The sequence below is a fragment of the Crossiella sp. S99.2 genome, from assembly GCF_023094165.1.
Lineage (GTDB): Bacteria > Actinomycetota > Actinomycetes > Mycobacteriales > Pseudonocardiaceae > Crossiella.
Map to the genome: position 1 here is coordinate 94,733 of NZ_JALMDK010000015.1, position 17,903 is coordinate 112,635.

A 17,903-nucleotide genomic window follows, 5' to 3' on the forward strand; every position below is an offset into this window, starting at 1 on the left:
CTGTCCGCAACGGTGGCAGTCTTGGCGGCATGAGCCCACTCGCCCGCGTCATGCGGTTGCTGTCGCTGTTGCAGGCCCGCCGGGAGTGGTCCGGGGCGGAGCTGGCGCAGCGGCTGGCGGTCACCGACCGGACCGTGCGGCGCGATGTGGAGAAGCTGCGCGAACTGGGCTATCCGGTGCACGCCAGCACCGGCACCGCGGGCGGCTACCGGCTCGTCTCCGGCCGGAACCTGCCGCCGCTGGCCCTGGACGAGGAGGAGGCGGTCGCGGTGGCCACCGGACTGCTCACCGCCGCGGGCAGCGGGGTCAGCGGGGTGGCCGAGACCGCGGTGCGCGCGCTGGCCAAGCTGTCCCAGATCCTGCCGTCCCGGCTGCGGCACCGGGTGGCCGCGGTCGCCCAGGCCACCGAGGCGGTGCCCGCGGTCAGCGGCGCGCAGGTCGACCCGGCGGTGCTGGCCGTGCTGGGCGCGGCGGTGCGGGACGGGGAGCTGCTGACCTTCGGCTACCGGCGGCGGGACGGTTCGGCGGGGGACCGGCGGGCCGAACCGCACCGGCTGGTCACTGCCTACCGGCTCTGGTACCTGCTGGCCTACGACCCGGCACGGGCCGGCTGGCGCACCTTCCGGGTGGACCGGATCACCGACCCGCGGCCCACCGGCCGCCGCTTCGCCCCGCGTGAGCTGCCCGCCGCGGACACCGGCGCCTACCTGGACCGGGTCCTGGCCACCACGCCCTACCGGCACAGCGCGGTGGTCCGGATCGCCGCGGCACCGCGGGAGGTGCTCGCCTGGGTGTTCCGGCTGCTGCCCGCGCGGGTCACCGAGGTCGAAGGCGGCAGCGAGGTGCTGCTGAGCGCCGATCAGCCGCGCGAGGTGGCCAGGGATGTGCTCAGCCTGGCCGCGCTGGGGGTCGGGCTGGCGATCGTCGAGGCGGACGAGCTGGTCCGGGCCGAGCTGGGCGCGGCCCGGGACCGGCTCGGTCAGTGCGGCTAGTCGTCCAGGTCGTCGGCGTCGTCACGGGCCAGGAAGGTCGCCAGGCGCTCGATGGTGGTCTCGAAGTCCGGGTTGGCGTCGACGAAGGCGCGCAGCTTGTCGGCCACCCAGGCCAGGGTGACCTCCTCCTCGCCGCGCCGCTGCTCCAGCTCCTCGATACCGCGGTCGGTGAAGTACACGGATTTCCTCCGGGATAAGGCCGAGCCGCCAAGTCCACAGTGGACTTGGCGGCTCGGTGTAGACGGTGTCAATCAGAACTCAGACTGTGTCTATCAATCGAAAGCCTTGGCGATCAGCGCCGCCTGCTCGACCTCGTGCACCTTGCTGGACCCGGCCGACGGGGCGGCCATCGCGCGCCGCGAGACGCGCTTGAGCCCGGCCAGCCGCTCCGGCAGCAGTTCCGGCAGGGACAGCCCCAGGAACGGCCAGGCGCCCTGGTTGGCCGGCTCCTCCTGGACCCAGCGGACGTCCTTGGCGTTGGGGTACTTGTCCAGCACCAGGGCCAGCTTCTTGTGCGGCACCGGGTAGAGCTGCTCGATGCGTACGATCGCCACGTTGTCCGCGCCGCGCTTCTGCCGCTCGGCGTTGAGTTCGTAGCTGATCTTGCCGCTGCACAGCAGCACCCGGTCGACCTTGTTCGGGTCGGCCACCAGCGGGTCGGCCAGCACCGAGTGGAACTTGCTCTCGGTGAAGTCCTCGACCGGGCTGGTCGCGGTCTTGAGCCGCAGCATCGACTTGGGGGTGAACACCACCAGCGGACGGTTGATCCCGTCCAGGGCGTGCCGGCGCAGCAGGTGGAAGTAGCTGGCCGGGGTGGAGGGCACCGCCACGGTCATCGAGCCCTCGGCGCACAGCTGCAGGAACCGCTCGATCCGGCCCGAGGTGTGGTCCGGGCCCTGGCCCTCGTGGCCGTGCGGCAGCAGCAGCACGACGTCGGAGCGCTGGCCCCACTTGGCCTCGCCGGAGGAGATGAACTCGTCGATGATCGGCTGGGCGCCGTTGACGAAGTCACCGAACTGGGCTTCCCAGAGCACCAGCGCGTCCGGGTTGGCCACCGAGTAGCCGTACTCGAAGCCGAGCGCGGCGAACTCCGACAGCGCCGAGTCGTAGACCAGGAACTTGGCCTGGTCGTCGGACAGGTTCTGCAGCGGGGTGTATTCCTTGCCGGTCTTGCGGTCGATCAGCACCGAGTGCCGCTGCACGAAGGTGCCGCGGCGGGAGTCCTGACCGGCCAGCCGGACCCGGCGCTGCTCCATCACCAGCGAGCCGAAGGCCAGCAGCTCGGCGAAGGCCCAGTCGATGCCGCCCTCGCGGGCCATCTTGGCCCGGCGTTCCAGCACCGGCTTGACCCGCGGGTGCGGGCTGAAGCCCTCCGGCAGGTTGATGTGCGAGTCGGCGATGTGGGTCAGCGTTTCCAGCGAGATCGCGGTCTTGAGCTTGGTCGGGATGACCTGCTCGGCCTCCACCGACGGGCTCACCACGGCCGGGTGCTTCTCCAGCTCGCGGACCTCGTTGAAGACGTGCTCCAGCTGGCTGCCGAAGTCCTTCAGCGCGCTCTCGGCCTCCTCGACCGAGATGTCGCCCCGGCCGATCAGCGCCTCGGTGTAGGTCTTGCGGACCGAGCGCTTGGTGTCGATCAGGTCGTACATGGCCGGCTGGGTCATCGACGGGTCGTCGCCCTCGTTGTGACCACGGCGCCGGTAGCAGATCATGTCGATCACGACGTCCTTGCCGAAGGCCCGGCGGTACTCCATCGCCAGCTTCGCCACCCAGACACAGGCCTCGGGGTCGTCGCCGTTGACGTGGAAGACCGGCGCCTCGATCATCTTGGCGACGTCGGTGCAGTACTGGCTGGAGCGCGAGTACTCCGGCGCGGTGGTGAAGCCCACCTGGTTGTTGACCACCACGTGCACGGTGCCGCCGGTGCGGTATCCGCGCAGCAGCGCCAGGTTCAGCGTCTCGGCCACCACACCCTGACCGGCGAAGGCCGCGTCGCCGTGCAGCATGACCGGCACCACGGTGAAGCCCTCGGCGCCCTTGTCCAGGATGTCCTGCTTGGCCCGGACGATGCCTTCCAGCACCGGGTCCACGGCTTCCAGGTGCGAGGGGTTACAGGTCAGCGAGACCTTGACCTCGCCGTCGCCGAACATCCGGAAGTACTTGCCCTCGGCGCCGAGGTGGTACTTCACGTCGCCGGAGCCGTGTGCCTGGCCCGGGTCCAGGTTGCCCTCGAACTCGCGGAAGATCTGCGAGATCGGCTTGCCCACGATGTTGGCCAGCACGTTGAGGCGGCCCCGGTGCGGCATGCCGATGACGACCTCGTCCAGGTCGTACTCGGCGGCCTTGTCCAGCACCGCGTCCAGCAGCGGGATGACCGTCTCGCCGCCTTCGAGGGAGAACCGCTTCTGCCCGACGTACTTGGTCTGCAGGAAGGTCTCGAAGGCCTCGGCCGCGTTGAGCTTGCTCAGGATGTAGATCTGCTCGGCCTGGTCCGGCTTGGAGTGCGGGACCTCGATCCGCTCCTGCAGCCACTTGCGCTCGTCCGGGCCGAGGATGTGGGTGTACTCGATGCCCACGGTGCGGCAGTAGGAGTTGCGCAGCACGCCGAGGACGTCGCGCAGCTTCATCCGCTCCTGGGCCGCGAAGCCGCCGACGGCGAACTCCCGGTCCAGGTCCCACAGGGTCAGGCCGTGCGAGAGCACGTCCAGGTCCGGGTGGCGGCGCTGGCGGTAGTTCAGCGGGTCGGTGTCGGCCATCAGGTGGCCGCGGCTGCGGAAGGCGTCGATCAGCTCCAGCACGCGGGCGGTCTTGTCCACCGCGCCGTCCGGGATGTCAGCCACCCAGCGGATCGGCTCGTACGGGATGCGCAGCGAGGCGAAGATGCTGTCGTAGAAGCCGTCCTCGCCCAGCAGCAGCTGGTGGATCCGGCGCAGGAACTCGCCGGACTCGGCGCCCTGGATGATCCGGTGGTCGTAGGTGGACGTCAGCGTGATGATCTTGCTGATGCCCATCTTGATCAGGGCCTTCTCGCTGGCGCCCTGGAACTCGGCCGGGTACTCCATCGCGCCCACGCCGATGATCGCGCCCTGACCGGCGGTCAGCCGCGGCACCGAGTGGTTGGTGCCGATGGTGCCGGGGTTGGTCAGCGAGATCGTGGTGCCGGTGAAGTCGTCGTTGCCGAGCTTGCCGCCGCGCGCCTTGCGGATCAGGTCCTCATACGCCTGCCAGAACTGCAGGAAGGACATGGACTCGCAGCTCTTGATGGAGGCAACCACCAGGGTGCGGGCGCCGTCCTTGCCTGGCAGGTCGATGGCCAGGCCGAGGTTGACGTGCTCGGGCGTGCCGATGGTCGGCTTGCCGTCGGTCTCGGCGAAGAACCGGTTCATGTTCGGGTAGCTCTCCAGCGCCCGAACGATCGCGTAACCGATGAGGTGGGTGAAGGAGACCTTCCCACCGCGGGTCCGCTTGAGGTGGTTGTTGATCACGATCCGGTTGTCCGCGAGCAGCTTGGCCGGGACCGAGCGCACCGAGGTGGCGGTCGGCACGGTCAGCGACTGCTCCATGTTCCTGGCGATCGCCGCGGCGGCGCCACGCAGCGGCTTGCGCTCGCCGGGACCCGCGGGTTGCTTCACCGGGGTCGCGGTCGCGGCGGCCGACGGGGTCGGCTTCGCCTTGGCCGGGGTGACCGCCCTGGGGGCGGCTGCCGGGGACTGACCGTTGGTGTTGTCAGGCGCCTTCGGGGGGGCTGCCTGGGTTGTTGTCACAGTGCTGGCGGCGGCCGACTGCGCCGCTGTCACGCCGGTGTCGGCGGACTTCTGCGTCGGCTTGTAGTCGGCGAAGAAGTCGTGCCACGCCGGGTCTACGGAGGTGGGATCAGCGAGGAAGTTCTCGTACATTTCCTCGACTAGCCACTCATTGGGGCCGAACTGTGACGCAGGGCTGCTGCTGGACACGGCCGACACTCGCCTCGATCCATCTGCTCGGGGTAAGACACACTCTGTTTCAGGCTAGTCCTACCGCGCGCCGCCGTGGTACAGGGCGGGGGCAGCTCGCGGAGGGCTAGGTCACAGAATCGTTTACTGGATCGTTTTAGTGTGAAATCGGCACCTCAAGCCCAGCTCAAGCAGGGTCTCCACCCGTCGAGTTGGGCCAACTCGCACGCCAACTTGGCCCAACTCGGCGTACCGGTTGGGCCAACTCGACGTTCGGGATTGCTAGGCGGCGTCGAGGGTGCCCGCGGTCCAGAGGCGGGCGTAGGCGCCGCCCATCGCGAGCAGTTGGGTGTGGGTGCCTTCCTCCTCGATCCGGCCGCCGGAGAGGACCACGATGCGGTCCGCGCGGGCCGCGGTGGCCAGCCGGTGGGCGACCACGAAGGTGGTGCGTTCGCCGCTGAGGCGGTCGCCGGCGTCCAGCACGGCGGCCTCGGTGGCCGGGTCCAGGGCGGCGGTGGCCTCGTCCAGCAGCAGCAGGTCCGGGTCGACCAGGCGGGCCCTGGCCAGTGCGACCAGCTGGCGCTGACCGGCGGAAAGTCCTTGCCCGCGTTCGCCTACCGGCTGGCGGAACCCGGCGCGCAGGCCGGCGATCATGGGCAGCGCGCCGACCGAGCGGGCCGCGGCCTCCAGATCAGCCGGGGTGGATTCCGGTCTGCCGTAACCGATGTTGCCGGCCACGTCGCCGGTGAACAGGTGCGCTTCCTGCGGCACCACGCCCAGCCTGCCGCGGTAACCGGGCAGGTCGTAGGCGCGGATGTCCACCCCGTCCACCAGCACCGCGCCCTGGGTGGCGTCGTAGAACCGGGCGATCAGCTTGACCAGGGTGGACTTGCCCGCGCCGGTCGCGCCGACCAGCGCGATGGTCTCGCCGGGACGCACGGTCAGCGAGATATCGCTCAACGCGGGCCGATCCGTGCCCGGATAGGTGAAGCCGACGCCGCGCAGCTCCACCGAGCCACGCAGCCGGGCCGGCACCGCGCGCGGGTGGCCGGCCGGCGGCACCGAGGTCGGGGTGCGCAGCAGGTCGCCGATCCGGCGCAGGCCGACCTTGGCCTGCTGGTAGCCGTCGAAGACCCCGGACAGCTGCTGGATCGGGGCGAAGAACAGGCCCAGGTAGAGCAGGAAGGCCAGCAGCACACCGGTGGTCAGCGAGCCGGTGGCCACCCGGTAGGCGCCCACGCCCAGCACCGCGGCCTGGGCCAGGTCGGAGAGCAGGGTGACGAACGGGAAGTAGGTCGCGATGTAGCGCTGGGCGCGCAGCCGGGACCGCCGGTAGGCGTCGCTGCGCTCGGCGAAGGCGGCCGCGGAGTGCTCCTCCCTGGTGAAGGCCTGGGAGACGCGCAGTCCGGAGACGTTCTCCTGCAGGTCGGCGTTGACCACCGAAACCCGTTCCCGCGCCTCGGCGTAGGCCTGCGAGGAGTACCGCCGGAAGATCACCGTGGCGCCCAGCAGGATGGGCAGCGCGGCCAGCGCGACCAGAGCCAGGGCCAGGTCGGTGACCAGCAGGGCGACCGCGATGCCGCCCACGGTCAGCACACTGACCACCGCGGTGGCCAGGCCGGTCTGCAGGAACGTGGACAGCGCGTCCACGTCGGTGGTCATCCTGGTCATGATCCGCCCGGCCATCTCCCGCTCGTAGTAGTCAAGGCCGAGCCGTTGCAGGTGGCTGAAACTGCGCACCCGCAGCAGGTAGAGCACGCTCTCCCCGGCCCGCGCGGTGACCAGGGTCTGCGCGCTGACCACGGCCCAGCCCACGCCGACCACCAGCACGCCGAGCAGCACCAGTCCGGCCAGCGCCCAGCCGGAGCGTCCGCCGACCCCGGCGTCCACGCCGTGCCGGAACAGGGTGGGCAGCGCGATCGAGGCGGCCGCGTCCACCGCCACGAAGGCCACCGCGAGCAGCAGCAGCGACCGCACCGGGTGCAGCAGCCTGCGTAACCGGAAACCGGGGTCGGGCGCGCGGGCGTCGATGCCCGGCAGCTCCGGCTCGTCCCGCACCGGCGGCAGTTTGTCCACCTGGGCGAGCAGTTCGGGGGTCGGTTCCAGCGCGCCCAGCGCGGCGCCGCGGCTACCACCTCGGCCGGACCGTCCGCCTGCCGCGGCCTGCCGGGCCGAGCTGCTCGGCGCCCAGCTCTCCGCCGGTGGGTCCGGCCACAGCGCGGGCGTGACCCCGTCCGGGCCGGGCTCCAGCCGTTGCGGCGCTTCGGCCTGGGCCTCCTCGATCACTTCGCCCGGACCGGCCAGCAAGGCCCGGAACAACGCGCAGCGCTCGTTCAGCTCGGCCCTGGTGCCGACGTCGACCACCTTGCCGCCGTCGAGCACCGCGATCCGGTCGGCCAGCGCCAGGGTGGACCGGCGGTGCGCGATGAGCAGGGTGGTCCGGCTCGCGGTGACCGCGTGCAGGGTGGCGTGGATGGCGGCCTCGGTGGCCGGGTCCACCGCGGAGGTGGCGTCGTCCAGGATCAGCACCCTGGGGTCGGACAGCAGCGCGCGGGCCAGCGCGACCCGCTGCCGTTGGCCACCGGAAAGAGTGAGTCCGCGCTCGCCGACCACGGTGTCGTAGCCGTGCGGCAGCGCCTCGATGAACTCGTGCGCCTCCGCGGCCTTGGCCGCCGCCTCGACCTCGGCGTCGGTGGCCGCCGGCCTGCCGTAGGCGATGTTGGCGCGCACGCTGTCGGAGAACAGGAACGCCTCCTCGAACACCACCCCGATCGCCCCGCGCAGCGCGGCGATCCGCAGCCCCCTGATGTCCGCCCCGCCCAGCTTCACCGCGCCCTCGTGCACGTCGTAGAACCGGGGCAGCAGCAGCGACACGGTGGACTTGCCGGAGCCCGCGGTGCCGACCAGGGCCAGCGTCTCGCCCGGCGCCACCTGCAGGCTCACCCCGTCCAGCACCGGCTCACCGCGGCTGTAGCCGAACCGGACGTCCTCGAAGGAGACCGCCAGCGGCCCGTCCGGCAAATCGGCCGCGTCCGGGGCGTCGGTGACCTCGGGCTGGGAGTCGACCAGGTCGTACACCCGCTCCACGCTGGCCCTGGCCAGCTGGCTGGTGATCAGCAGGCTGGACAGCATCCGGGCCGGGCCGATCAGGTTGGCCACGTAGGTGGCGAAGGCCAGGAAGGTGCCCAGGGTGACCTGCCCGTTGAGCGCGAGCACCCCGCCGAACCCGAGCACGCCGACCTGGCCGAGCGCGGGTAACGCGGCCAGTGTCGCGTTCGGCCGGGCGGTCAGCCGGGCCGCGCGCAGCCGTTCGCCGAAGAGCCGGGTGGCCGCCGCTTCCAGCCTGCCGGTCTCCCTGGCCTCCTGCCCGAAGCCCTTGACCACCCGGACCCCGGTGACCGTCTCCTCCACGTGCTGGGCCACGTCCGCGGCCCGTTGCTGGGCCGACCAGGTGGCCGGGAACAGCACACCGCGGCTGCGCAGCACGGTCACGAAGACCATCGGCACCACCAGCAGCGCGACCAGGGTGAGCAGCGGGGACAACCACAGCATCGCGGCCAGCGCGATCACCGCGAAGACCACCTGCCCGGCGGCCAGCGGCACCATCGACAGCAGCGAGTAGACCAGCTGCAGGTCGGTGATCGCCCGGGAGACCACCTGCCCGGTGCGCAGCGAGTCCTGGGTGCCGCCGTCCAGCCGCTGCACCGAGGCGAACACCGCGCGCCGCAGGTCGTGCTGCACGTCCAGGGCCAGCCGCCCGCCCAGGTAGCGGCGTACGAACCCGGCGCCGAAGGACAGCAGCGCCAGTGCGCTCAGGCCGGCCACGATCCAGCCCAGCCAGGCGGTGCTGCCGGCCACCGCGTCGTCCACCGCCCTGGCCAGCAGCAGCGGGGCCACGGCCTGCAGGCCCACCCCGACCACCGCGGCCAGCATCGCGGCCACCACGAGCTTCGGGTGCGCCCAGCAGGCGCGGCTCAGTTTGCGGATCCAGCCGGGGCCTGCGGGTTCTTGCGTGGTGGTCGGTTCGGGCACCCCTTCACGCTAACCCGGGGTGCCGACACATTTTCCGATCAGGCGATGTCCCGCCGCTGCGCGACCAGCCTGCCCAGGCCGAGGAACAACGCGAGGTAGCCGAGGAACACCAGGCCGCTGACCCACCAGGACGGTTCGCTGGCGTCGGTGAAGGCGCGACCCATGCTGCGCATGCTGGTGCCGATGTTGTCCATGAACAGGTCCTGGCCCACTCCGCTGACCAGGCCGTTGCCCACCGCGTTGGGCAGGAAGTTGCCGACCTCGCCCACGCCCTGGGCGCCCAGCAGGCCGCGGAGCAGCCGTTCCACCAGCGCGCCCAGCGGCACCACCAGCACGATCGCGATCTGGTTGCTCATCAGCGCGCCCAGGCCGACGCCCAGCACCGCCCACAGCACGTTGGCCAGCACCGAGACCAGGCAGAGCACCAGCCAGGAGCCCAGGTTCGGGAAGTTGTCGATGTCCAGCGCCAGCAGCGCGCCGATCGAGCCGAACAGTACGATGACCACGCCGTAGAGCACGCCGAAACCACCGTAGGCGGCCAGCTTGGCCAGCAGCACCGAGGTGCGCGAGGGCGCGGTGAGGTAGGTGGTGGTGATCGTGCGGTGCTGGAACTCCGCGGCCACCGCCAGTCCGCCGAAGATCGCGGTGAAGATGGTGCCGATGTTCACCCCGGTGGGGAAGACCAGCAGCGCCAGCGGCACGTTGATCTCGGTGTCCTGGACCTGCGAGGCCACGCTGGAGAGCAGCATGCCGAACGCGCTGCCGCCGAGGGTGACCAGCAGCGTGACCAGCGCCGCCGGGATCAGCAGCGCCCACCAGACGTTGGTGGTCAGGATCTTGCGCAGCTCGCTCTTGATCAGGGCGCCCATCAGGCGTTACCTCCGTACTGGTTGCCCTGCTGACCGGGCTGTGGCGGATAACCGGGCTGCTGCGGCTGCTGATAACCCGGTTGGTACGCCTGTTCCTGCTGGTAGGCCTGTTCGTAGGAGGTCGGGGCGGGCAGGCCGCCGGAGGGCGGTCCCCAGCCACCGCCGGGCGGGGTCGGCGGTGGGTACTGGCCGGGCGCCGCCCCGGTGTACTGGGCGCTGGTGAGCTGGAAGAACAGCCGCTCCAGGTCGACCTGCTCCTCCTGCATGGCGTAGATGGCCACGCCCGCGGCCAGCGCCACGTCGGCGACCTGCTTGGTGTGCACGCCGGTGATGGCCAGCCTGCCGTCCTGGGTCGGCTCAATCATGGTGTGCCCGGCCGCCTGCAACGCCTCGACCAGCTTGTGCGGGTCGGCGGGCTGCACGATGACCCGGCTCTGCTGGGACTGGCGCAGGGTGTCCAGGCCGCCGTTGTAGACGGTCCGGCCGCGGCTGATGATCACCACGTGGTCCACGGTCTGCTCGACCTCGGCCAGCAGGTGGCTGGAGACCAGCACGGTGCGGCCGCTGCGGGCGAAGGACTGCAGGAAGGTGCGCAGCCAGGCGATGCCCTCCGGGTCCAGCCCGTTGGCGGGCTCGTCCAGCACCAGCACCTGCGGATCGCCCAGCAACGCGGTGGCCAGCGCCAGGCGCTGCCGCATGCCGAGGGAGAAGCTGCCGGCCCGCCGGTCGGCCGCGGCGGCCAGGCCGACCAGCTGGAGCACCTGGTCCACCCGCTCGTCCGGCACCATCAGCGCGGCGGCGTAGATCTTGAGGTGATTGCGCGCGGACCGGCCGGGATGGAAGCTCTGCGCCTCCAGCACCGAGCCGACCACCCGGCCCGGCGTGCCGAGCCGTTCGTAGGGCACCCCGTTGATGGTCGATTGCCCGCCGGTGGGCCGGACCAGGCCGAGCACCATGCGCAGGGTGGTCGTCTTGCCTGACCCGTTGGGGCCGAGGAAGCCGGTCACAGTGCCGGGTTCGACGATGAAGCTGAGGTCCTGCACCGCGGTGATGTTCCCGAACTGCTTCGTCAGGTTCCCCACCACGATCCGGCCGCTGCCGTCGTGCACGCGTTCCTCCAGGTGCCACGGGGTACGGCCGCAATACTGCCGCATTGGTCGGCTCCGTGTAGGACAGTTGCCGACGTCGTGGCGCCTGGAGTGACGGGTTACACGGGCCGCTGCCGGATCCGGGGCAGCGTGGGCTCGCGTTCGACTACGGCCGCCCGGTGGATGCCGGGGTCGGTGGTCTCCAGCGGGGCAGGCCGTTCCGGGTCGAGGGTGGAGCTGAGCTGTTCGAGCAGTTCAGGATCGAGTTCGCTGGGCAGGGTGAGCCGGATCCGGGGGATCTCGGTGGTCACCTCGGCCGCGCCCTCGGCCGGGACCTCGGCCCGCGGCAGCGGCGTCTCGGCGGCGACGCGGGCGTCTGCCGTGACCACGCTGACCGCGCCGATCACCGGCGGCGCGAGCTGACCGGGCGGCAGGGTGCCGGTCACCGCCTGCGGGATGCGCACCGGCAGCACCGCGCCCGGGGGCAGGGTGCCAGTCAGCGGGGGCGTGGTCTCCGGCGTGATGGTGCCGGTGAACGGCGGGATCACCCCGGGCGGCATGGTGCCCTGGCGTTGCTGCGGCGGACCACCTGCCTGGGTGACCAGCGCGGCCAGCACGTCCGGCGGGATGGTGCTGCCCTGCGGCGGGTTCGGCAGTGCGGGCGGCACCGGCGGCACGGCGCGGGGGGCCTTGCGGCTGAACGGGTTCCGCTTGGCCATCCGGCGCTCCCGGTGCCCGGAGCCGTCGTTGATCAGGTGCTTGTGCGCGGTCAGCCACATCTGGCAGGGCCAGCGTCTGCCGCGGCCGAGGAACCCGCCGGGGCAGGCCTTGCAGCGGCCGTCCTCATCCGGCTGGTGCACGGTCAGCAGCAACCGCCAGCCCTCGGCCAGGCGCTGAAGCTCGGTGCGCGCCAGCGGCAGCAGCGAGTTGGCGTCGCCCTCCTCGGCCAGTTGGTCAAGCAGGGCGAGCCGGTCCAGCACCGCCTGGCGCAGCACGTCGTCCATCCTGGTCGTCTCCTCGTCTCGCGGGGGAGGACTCCGCCAGCGCGTCGTCCAGTGCCGCGTGCAGAGCCCGGGTCTGCGTGGCGGACAGGACGGCCGTCTCTCCCGGCGGTGTGATGAGTAACACTGAGTCTGGTTCGGCGAGCAGGGTCACCGACCGCGCCCGTCCGAAGGGGTCATCGCATTCCACCCACCAGCGTGGTTCACCCATGGGCGGTGGCCCGGCCCCGGGAGCACTCGGCTGACCTCAGCCGCAGCGGCGCGAGCAGCGGGTTGACCGCGTTCGGCGCACTGGGCATGGGCATGGAGGAGTAATCGGCCGGGCACGGGCTGTCATGGAGTGCTCACCAGCGAAATCACTCGCATGCCTGGCCCGTCACTCGATTGCCTGCACCTGGCCTCTTCTCGAGAGCAAAAAGTATTCGAGGGCCGGTCGTGGGCCGGGTGCCGGTCCGCGTAGACTGACGGAGGCGGCTCGCTCCCGGTGACCCCCAGGCCGGTTGAGCGGGTCGCCCCTTCTTGTCTGATCAACATTGCGTTGGTCGTTCTTTGCGCAATCCCACAACAGGGTGATCCCACGCGGACCCGTCCGGTTCGTTCCGTGTTCCTTATTTATCTCACTCGACAAGATTCTCAGTGTGCGAGTTAGATGGGTGGGGAGGGTGATCGTCCACTGGGAGGAAGTCATGCGCGTCCTGTTCACCAGCTCGGCCGGCCTCGGCCACCTGTTCCCGATGATCTCCACCGCCTGGGCGTTACGAGCCGCCGGGCACGAAGTGCGGGTGGCCACCACCGGTCCCGCGGCCACCGCGGCGGCCAACGCCGGCCTCGCCGTGGTGGAGTCCTGTCCCGGTATCGACTGGGAAGCCGAGATCCAGCGGATCATCCAGCAGAACTTCGGCACCGAGGGCATGGCCTCGCCGAAGCCCGGCGAGCCCCGGCCCGACTCGATGGCCGCCGCGGGTGTCATGTTCGCGCGGATGGCCGACATGGCCACCGACGAGACCGTCCGCCAGGCCGCGCTGTGGCAGCCGGACCTGGTGGTCTACGACCTGACCGACGCGACAGGCCCGATCGTGGCGGCCAAGCTGGGCATCCCCTGTGTGCAGCACGGCTTCGGCCTGACCGACGCGCGGGAGCTGTTCGACGGGATGCTGCCGCACCTCACCGACACCTTCACCCGCCTGGGCGTCGACGGCCTGGCCGAGAAGGCGAACGCGATCGACGTGGCCCCGCCCAGCCTGGAGGGCGAACTCAAGGGCATCAGCACCCGGTACGTGCCCTACAACGGCGGCGCGGTGCTGCCGCAGTGGCTCTCCGGGGCGAAGGAACGCCCGCGGATCGTGATCACCATGGGCACCGCGATGGCCACCCACGTCGGCCTCAACCCGTGGCGGGCCATCCTGGACGTGGCCGTCGACGCCGACGCCGAGCTGATCCTGGCCGCCGGGTCGATGGACCTGTCCGAGCTGGGTGAGCTGCCCCCGCACGTGCGCACCATCGGCTACCTGCCGCTGGGCGCGCTGCTCGGGGTCTGCGACGCGCTGGTGCACCACGGCGGCTCGGGCAGCACGCTCACCGCGGTCGACGCCGGGGTGACCCAGCTGATCGTGCCGCAGGGCGCGGACCAGTTCTACAACGCCGAGCGGATCGCCAAGCGCGGCGCGGGCCTGAGCGCCGAGCACGAGGGCGTCACCGCCGAGCAGATCCACCGCCTGCTGCACGACCAGGACATCAAGACCGCGGTGGCCGAGGTCAAGGCGGAGATGGCCGCGCAGCCGAGTCCGGCCGAACTGGTCCCGCACCTGGAAGCCATCGCGGGACACTGACCCCCTGAATGGTCCGGGTGGACGGCGAGCGGTGGGGCCGCCGTCCACCCGGATCCAGCACTGGGGAGTCGGACATGCGAGTTCTTGTGGTCAGCTCGATGGGCCTGGGGCACCTGTTCCCGATGGTGCCGACCCTCTGGGCGCTGCGCGCGGCCGGGCACGAGGTGCTGTTGCTCAGCACCGCGGCCGGCGCGGCGGCCGGGGCCAGGGCCGGGCTGCCGGTGGTCGAGGCCGCGCCCGGGGTGGATTGGGACGCCGAACTCACCCCGCCGCCCGGCGAAGTGGACCTGCTGACCAGGATCGCCCGTCGGTTCGCCCGGATGGCCGACCTGATGAGCGACGGCGCGGTGCGCCAGGCCGAGCACTGGCGGCCGGACCTGATCATCTACGAGTTGATCGACGCCACCGGCCCGCTGCTGGCCGCCAAATTCGGCATTCCCTGCGTGCACCACGGGTTCGGCATCACTTCGGTCGGCCCGCTGTTCGACCGGATCCGCGATTTCCTCGGCGACGCGCTGGACCGGCACGGGGTCGCCGACCTGGCCGGCCCGGCCACCACGATCGACATCTCCCCGCCCAGCCTCGGCGGCGACTTCGGCGGCCTGCGTGCCCGGTACGTGCCCTACAACGGTGGCGCGGTGCTGCCGGACTGGCTGGCGCAGCCGAGGGAACGGCCGCGGATCGTGGTCACCATGGGCACCGTGCTGACCCACCTCGACGACGAGCCGTGGCGGAGCATCCTGACCGCGGCCAAGGACAGCGGGGCCGAACTGCTGCTGGCCGCCGGGTCCATCGACCTGTCCGGGCTCGGCGAGCTGCCTCCGCACACCCGGGTGATCGAGTACCTGCCACTGAGCGCGTTGCTGCCGGTCAGCGACGCGCTGGTGCACCACGGCGGTTCGGGCAGCACGCTCACCGCGCTGGCCTGCGGGGTGCCGCAGCTGGTGCTGCCGCAGGGCGCTGACCAGTTCTACAACGGCCAGCGGATCGCGGCCCGCGGCGCCGGGCTGACCGCCGAGCACGAAGGCGTCAGCGCCGGGCAGATCCACCGGCTGCTGCACGACGCGGACATCAGGACCGCGGTGACCGAGGTGCTGGCCGAGCTGGCCGCGATGCCGAGTCCGGCCGAACTGGTGCCGGCACTGGCGGCCATTGCTCAAACTTGAGTAGGTTGGTGGACATGCGCGTTCTGCTCACCAGCACCCCCGGCCTCGGCCACCTGTTCCCGATGATCTCCACCGCCTGGGCGCTGCGGGCGGCCGGCCACGAGGTCCGGCTGGCCACCGCGGACTCCGCCGCCACCGCGGCCGCGAACGCGGGCCTGACCGTGATCGACGCCGCGCCCGGCGTGGACCTCAAAGCCGCGCTGGGCCTGCGTTTCGACGCCCACACCAAGCCCGAACCCGGCGCCGAGCCGCCGAACCTGGTGGGCGAGGCCGGCCGGATGTTCGCCACCATGGGCGAGCTGATGCTGGCCGGAGCCCTGGCGCACGCCGAGCAGTGGCGGCCGGATCTGGTGGTCTACGAGCTGTGCGACACCACCGGCCCGATCATCGCCGCCCGGCTCGGCATTCCCTGTGTGGCACACGGTTTCGGGTTCAGCGGCGGGCACGGCCTGATCGAGGAGATCCACCGGTACGTCACCGAGCCGCTGGCCACCCCGGAGACCGCGCTGGACCTGGCCCCGCCGAGCATGCACGGCGGACTGAAGGGGATCAGCACCCGGTACGTGCCCTACAACGGCGGCGCGGTGCTGCCGGACTGGCTGGCCCAGCCGAGGGAACGGCCGCGGATCCTGGTCACCATGGGCACCATCGACCAGGGCACGGCCGAGCTGAGCCCGTGGCAGCGGATCCTGGACGCGGCCGAGGGCAGCGGCGCCGAACTGGTGCTGGCCGCCGGTCCGTGGGACCTGTCCGGGCTGGCGTTGCCGCCGCACGCCAGGGTGATCGGCTACCTGCCGCTGAACTCGCTGCTGGCCTACTGCGAGGCCGCGATCCACCACGGCGGTTCGGGCAGCACGCTGACCGCGCTGGTCGCCGGGATCCCGCAGCTGCTCTCGCCCTACGGCGCGGACCAGTTCATCAACGCCGACCTGGTGGTGCAGCGGGGTGTCGGCTACGCCGCGATGGGCGGGCAGGTGACCGCCGAGCAGATCCACGGGCTGCTGCACGAGGAGAAGCTGAAGGCCGCGGTGGCCGAGGTGCGGGCGGAGATCGCCGCCCAGCCGAGTCCGGCCGAACTGGTGCCGAACCTGGAGGTCATCGCGGGGCGCTGAGCACGTACAGCAGCGCGCCGAGCCCGAGCAGCCCGGCGAACAGGCTGGTCCACAGCGGCAGCCGCCCGTCCCACCGACTGGCCGAACCGGGCAGGTCGGCGCGGACGCGGCGGTACCGTCGCCGCAGGTCCAGGCTCACCAGCGCCGCCACCGGTCCGGCAACGAGCACGATCCCGGCGGCCAGCAACGGACTGCGGTGCGCGGCCAGCCGCAACAGCACCAGGGCCGCGCCGAGGAAGGCCAGCAGGGTGCGCCGCCAGGCCAGCACGGTCCGCTCGGGCTGCAGGCCGGGGTCGATCACACCAGCACCATGAGCACCGCGAGCAGTCCGGCCAGCACCAGCAGCGCGCCGAGCACCGGCAACAGGAACGGTCCCGGCAACGGTTGACCCAGCCGCATGGCGCGTTCGGCGGCGGCCCAGCGGAAGAACGCGGTGCCCGCGCACAACACGCCCGCGAGCAGCAGCGACACCGCCAGCACGGCGCGCAGCGCGCCGTGCCCGGGATAGCCGAGCGCCTCCACCGCCACCCCGCCGGCCATCAGGCCGAGCGCGGTGCGGATCCAGGCCAGGAAGGTGCGCTCATTGGCCAGGGTGAACCGCGGATCAGGCTCGTCACCGGCGTCGTAGACGAAACCGGGCCAGCGTCGCGAGGTCACCGCAACACCCTAGAACGAGGTGTTCGGGCCCGCGGGGATGCGAGATGGTGAAGCTCGCCGCGCCGCCCGGGGGGCGGGGTGGCATTGCCGGGTGGGGCGCGAGGAGGGGAAGAGCCGGGCGGTGTGCCAGGGCAACGGGCACACCGCCCGGCTACTGCTCAGCTCAGGCCTGGACCTGGGTGTAGAAGGTCTTGGCGTTGGCGTCGAACAGGGTGCCCCAGGTGGTGGTGCGCCGGTCGGAGCGGCTGTTGACCGCCCAGATCTGGTCGCTGGCGTTCAGCCAGGCGCCACCGCTCTGGCCGCCGATGCCGTTGCAGGCCAGCGTCGCGTCAAAGGTCTGCACGCGGGCCTGACCACTGCAGTTGTAGCTCTGCTGACCGGTGTAGGGGGACTCGGCCGGGTAGCCGTAGAGGGTGGACTGCTGGGCGCGCTTGTCGCTGAACACGATGCTCTTCGCGCCGACGGTGTCGGTCAGCGACTTGCCTGCCTGCGAGGCCACCGAGAAGGCCGCGTAGTCGTAGGCGAAGTCACGCTGCGAGCTGGAGGTCCACCGGGCCGGGATGTGCAGCTTGGTGGCCGGCCAGGTGCCGTACGGGCGGGCGTTGTTCAGGAACGCGGGCAGGAAGCTCACGTTCGCCGAGGTGTTGCCGCCGTACTGCAGGCAGTGCGCCGCGGTCCATACCAGGTTCTTGTTGGCCGCCACCACCGAGGTCGCCGAGCAGCTGGAGTTGCGGCCGCCGGTGGTGAACAGCAGCCTGCCCTGGCTGCGCATCTTCTCCGTGGTGTACGGGCCGGGCACCGGCTGGATGGTGGCCTGCGGCGCGGCGGCGGACAGGCCGCCGGTGCTGCTCATGTCCGGGCCGGGCATCGGCATCGGGTTGTTCACCGCGTCCTTGATCCGCTCCGGTGTCCAGTAGTCAGCGGTCTGCTGCGCGGACACCTCCTGAGTCGGACTGGCGGTGGCCGCGCCGACCGGGATCGCGGCCAGGGCGGCGGCGCAGGCGCCGAGTGCGAGCAAGCGGGTGAGCTTCATCGGGTGTTCCTTCCACCTCATGTGCAGGGGGCATGAGGACTCCGACGCTAGGAGCAGCACGTGGGCGGCAGGCAGGGTCCGTTCGGCGGGGGGCATTCAGTGAATGGACCCAAAAACCTGGTCAAAGGTCGGTGTATTCGCAGGTTGCTCTTGACTGGGTAACCTTTTCGTTCCTAGTTTCGACCGGATAGG

Annotated in this window: 13 protein-coding genes; 4 read left to right on the forward strand and 9 right to left on the reverse strand. The window is 71.3% G+C overall.

Annotation, left to right across the window (positions count from 1 at the left end; translation table 11 throughout):
* Positions 1 to 29: 29 nt before the first annotated feature.
* Positions 30 to 992 carry a YafY family protein gene (locus tag MZC64_RS39560; protein WP_247764182.1) on the forward strand — a complete coding sequence of 321 codons (963 nt, stop codon included), beginning with the start codon at positions 30 to 32 and terminating at the stop codon, positions 990 to 992.
* Here MZC64_RS39560 and MZC64_RS39565 read toward each other — a convergent pair.
* The 6 genes from MZC64_RS39565 to MZC64_RS39590 form a co-directional block, all read right to left on the reverse strand.
* Complete coding sequence (locus tag MZC64_RS39565; protein WP_185001806.1) at positions 989 to 1,171, reverse strand: DUF6104 family protein; 183 nt, start codon at positions 1,169 to 1,171, stop codon at positions 989 to 991. The genes MZC64_RS39560 and MZC64_RS39565 overlap by 4 nt on opposite strands.
* Positions 1,172 to 1,264: 93 nt before the next feature.
* A complete protein-coding gene (locus tag MZC64_RS39570; protein WP_247764181.1) occupies positions 1,265 to 4,945 on the reverse strand; it encodes a multifunctional oxoglutarate decarboxylase/oxoglutarate dehydrogenase thiamine pyrophosphate-binding subunit/dihydrolipoyllysine-residue succinyltransferase subunit in 3,681 nt (1,226 codons plus the stop codon).
* Positions 4,946 to 5,206: 261 nt separating this feature from the next.
* Entirely contained in the window at positions 5,207 to 8,956 is a 3,750-nt protein-coding gene (locus tag MZC64_RS39575; RefSeq protein ID WP_247764180.1) for an ABC transporter ATP-binding protein, read from the reverse strand.
* Between the two features lie 38 nt (positions 8,957 to 8,994).
* The gene (locus tag MZC64_RS39580) at positions 8,995 to 9,825 is read right to left on the reverse strand and encodes a hypothetical protein (protein WP_247764179.1); all 831 of its coding nucleotides are present in this window, start codon (positions 9,823 to 9,825) and stop codon (positions 8,995 to 8,997) included.
* Positions 9,825 to 10,934 (reverse strand): ABC transporter ATP-binding protein, encoded by a 1,110-nt coding sequence (locus tag MZC64_RS39585; protein WP_247764271.1) that lies wholly within the window; start codon positions 10,932 to 10,934, stop codon positions 9,825 to 9,827. Before MZC64_RS39585 ends, MZC64_RS39580 begins: the two co-directional genes overlap by 1 nt.
* Before the next feature lie 98 nt (positions 10,935 to 11,032).
* On the reverse strand, positions 11,033 to 11,917 hold the full coding sequence (locus MZC64_RS39590) for a hypothetical protein (RefSeq protein ID WP_247764178.1): 885 nt from the start codon (positions 11,915 to 11,917) through the stop codon (positions 11,033 to 11,035).
* 683 nt (positions 11,918 to 12,600) lie between these two features.
* Between MZC64_RS39590 and MZC64_RS39595 the strand changes: the two genes are divergently transcribed.
* The 3 genes from MZC64_RS39595 (at position 12,601) to MZC64_RS39605 (ending at position 16,021) form a co-directional block, all read left to right on the forward strand.
* Positions 12,601 to 13,743 carry a nucleotide disphospho-sugar-binding domain-containing protein gene (locus tag MZC64_RS39595; protein WP_247764177.1) on the forward strand — a complete coding sequence of 381 codons (1,143 nt, stop codon included), beginning with the start codon at positions 12,601 to 12,603 and terminating at the stop codon, positions 13,741 to 13,743.
* A gap of 74 nt (positions 13,744 to 13,817) precedes the next feature.
* Positions 13,818 to 14,909 (forward strand): nucleotide disphospho-sugar-binding domain-containing protein, encoded by a 1,092-nt coding sequence (locus MZC64_RS39600; protein ID WP_247764176.1) that lies wholly within the window; start codon positions 13,818 to 13,820, stop codon positions 14,907 to 14,909.
* A 14-nt stretch (positions 14,910 to 14,923) separates the two neighbouring features.
* Positions 14,924 to 16,021 (forward strand): glycosyltransferase, encoded by a 1,098-nt coding sequence (locus MZC64_RS39605; RefSeq protein ID WP_247764175.1) that lies wholly within the window; start codon positions 14,924 to 14,926, stop codon positions 16,019 to 16,021.
* Here the strand turns inward: MZC64_RS39605 and MZC64_RS39610 are convergent.
* The 3 genes from MZC64_RS39610 to MZC64_RS39620 form a co-directional block, all read right to left on the reverse strand.
* On the reverse strand, positions 16,005 to 16,322 hold the full coding sequence (locus tag MZC64_RS39610; RefSeq protein ID WP_185001815.1) for a DUF202 domain-containing protein: 318 nt from the start codon (positions 16,320 to 16,322) through the stop codon (positions 16,005 to 16,007). The two genes, MZC64_RS39605 and MZC64_RS39610, sit on opposite strands and share 17 nt — an antisense overlap.
* Complete coding sequence (locus MZC64_RS39615) at positions 16,319 to 16,678, reverse strand: DUF202 domain-containing protein (protein ID WP_247764174.1); 360 nt, start codon at positions 16,676 to 16,678, stop codon at positions 16,319 to 16,321. Before MZC64_RS39615 ends, MZC64_RS39610 begins: the two co-directional genes overlap by 4 nt.
* Before the next feature lie 163 nt (positions 16,679 to 16,841).
* The gene (locus tag MZC64_RS39620; protein ID WP_247764173.1) at positions 16,842 to 17,711 is read right to left on the reverse strand and encodes a serine protease; all 870 of its coding nucleotides are present in this window, start codon (positions 17,709 to 17,711) and stop codon (positions 16,842 to 16,844) included.
* Positions 17,712 to 17,903 lie beyond the last annotated feature (192 nt).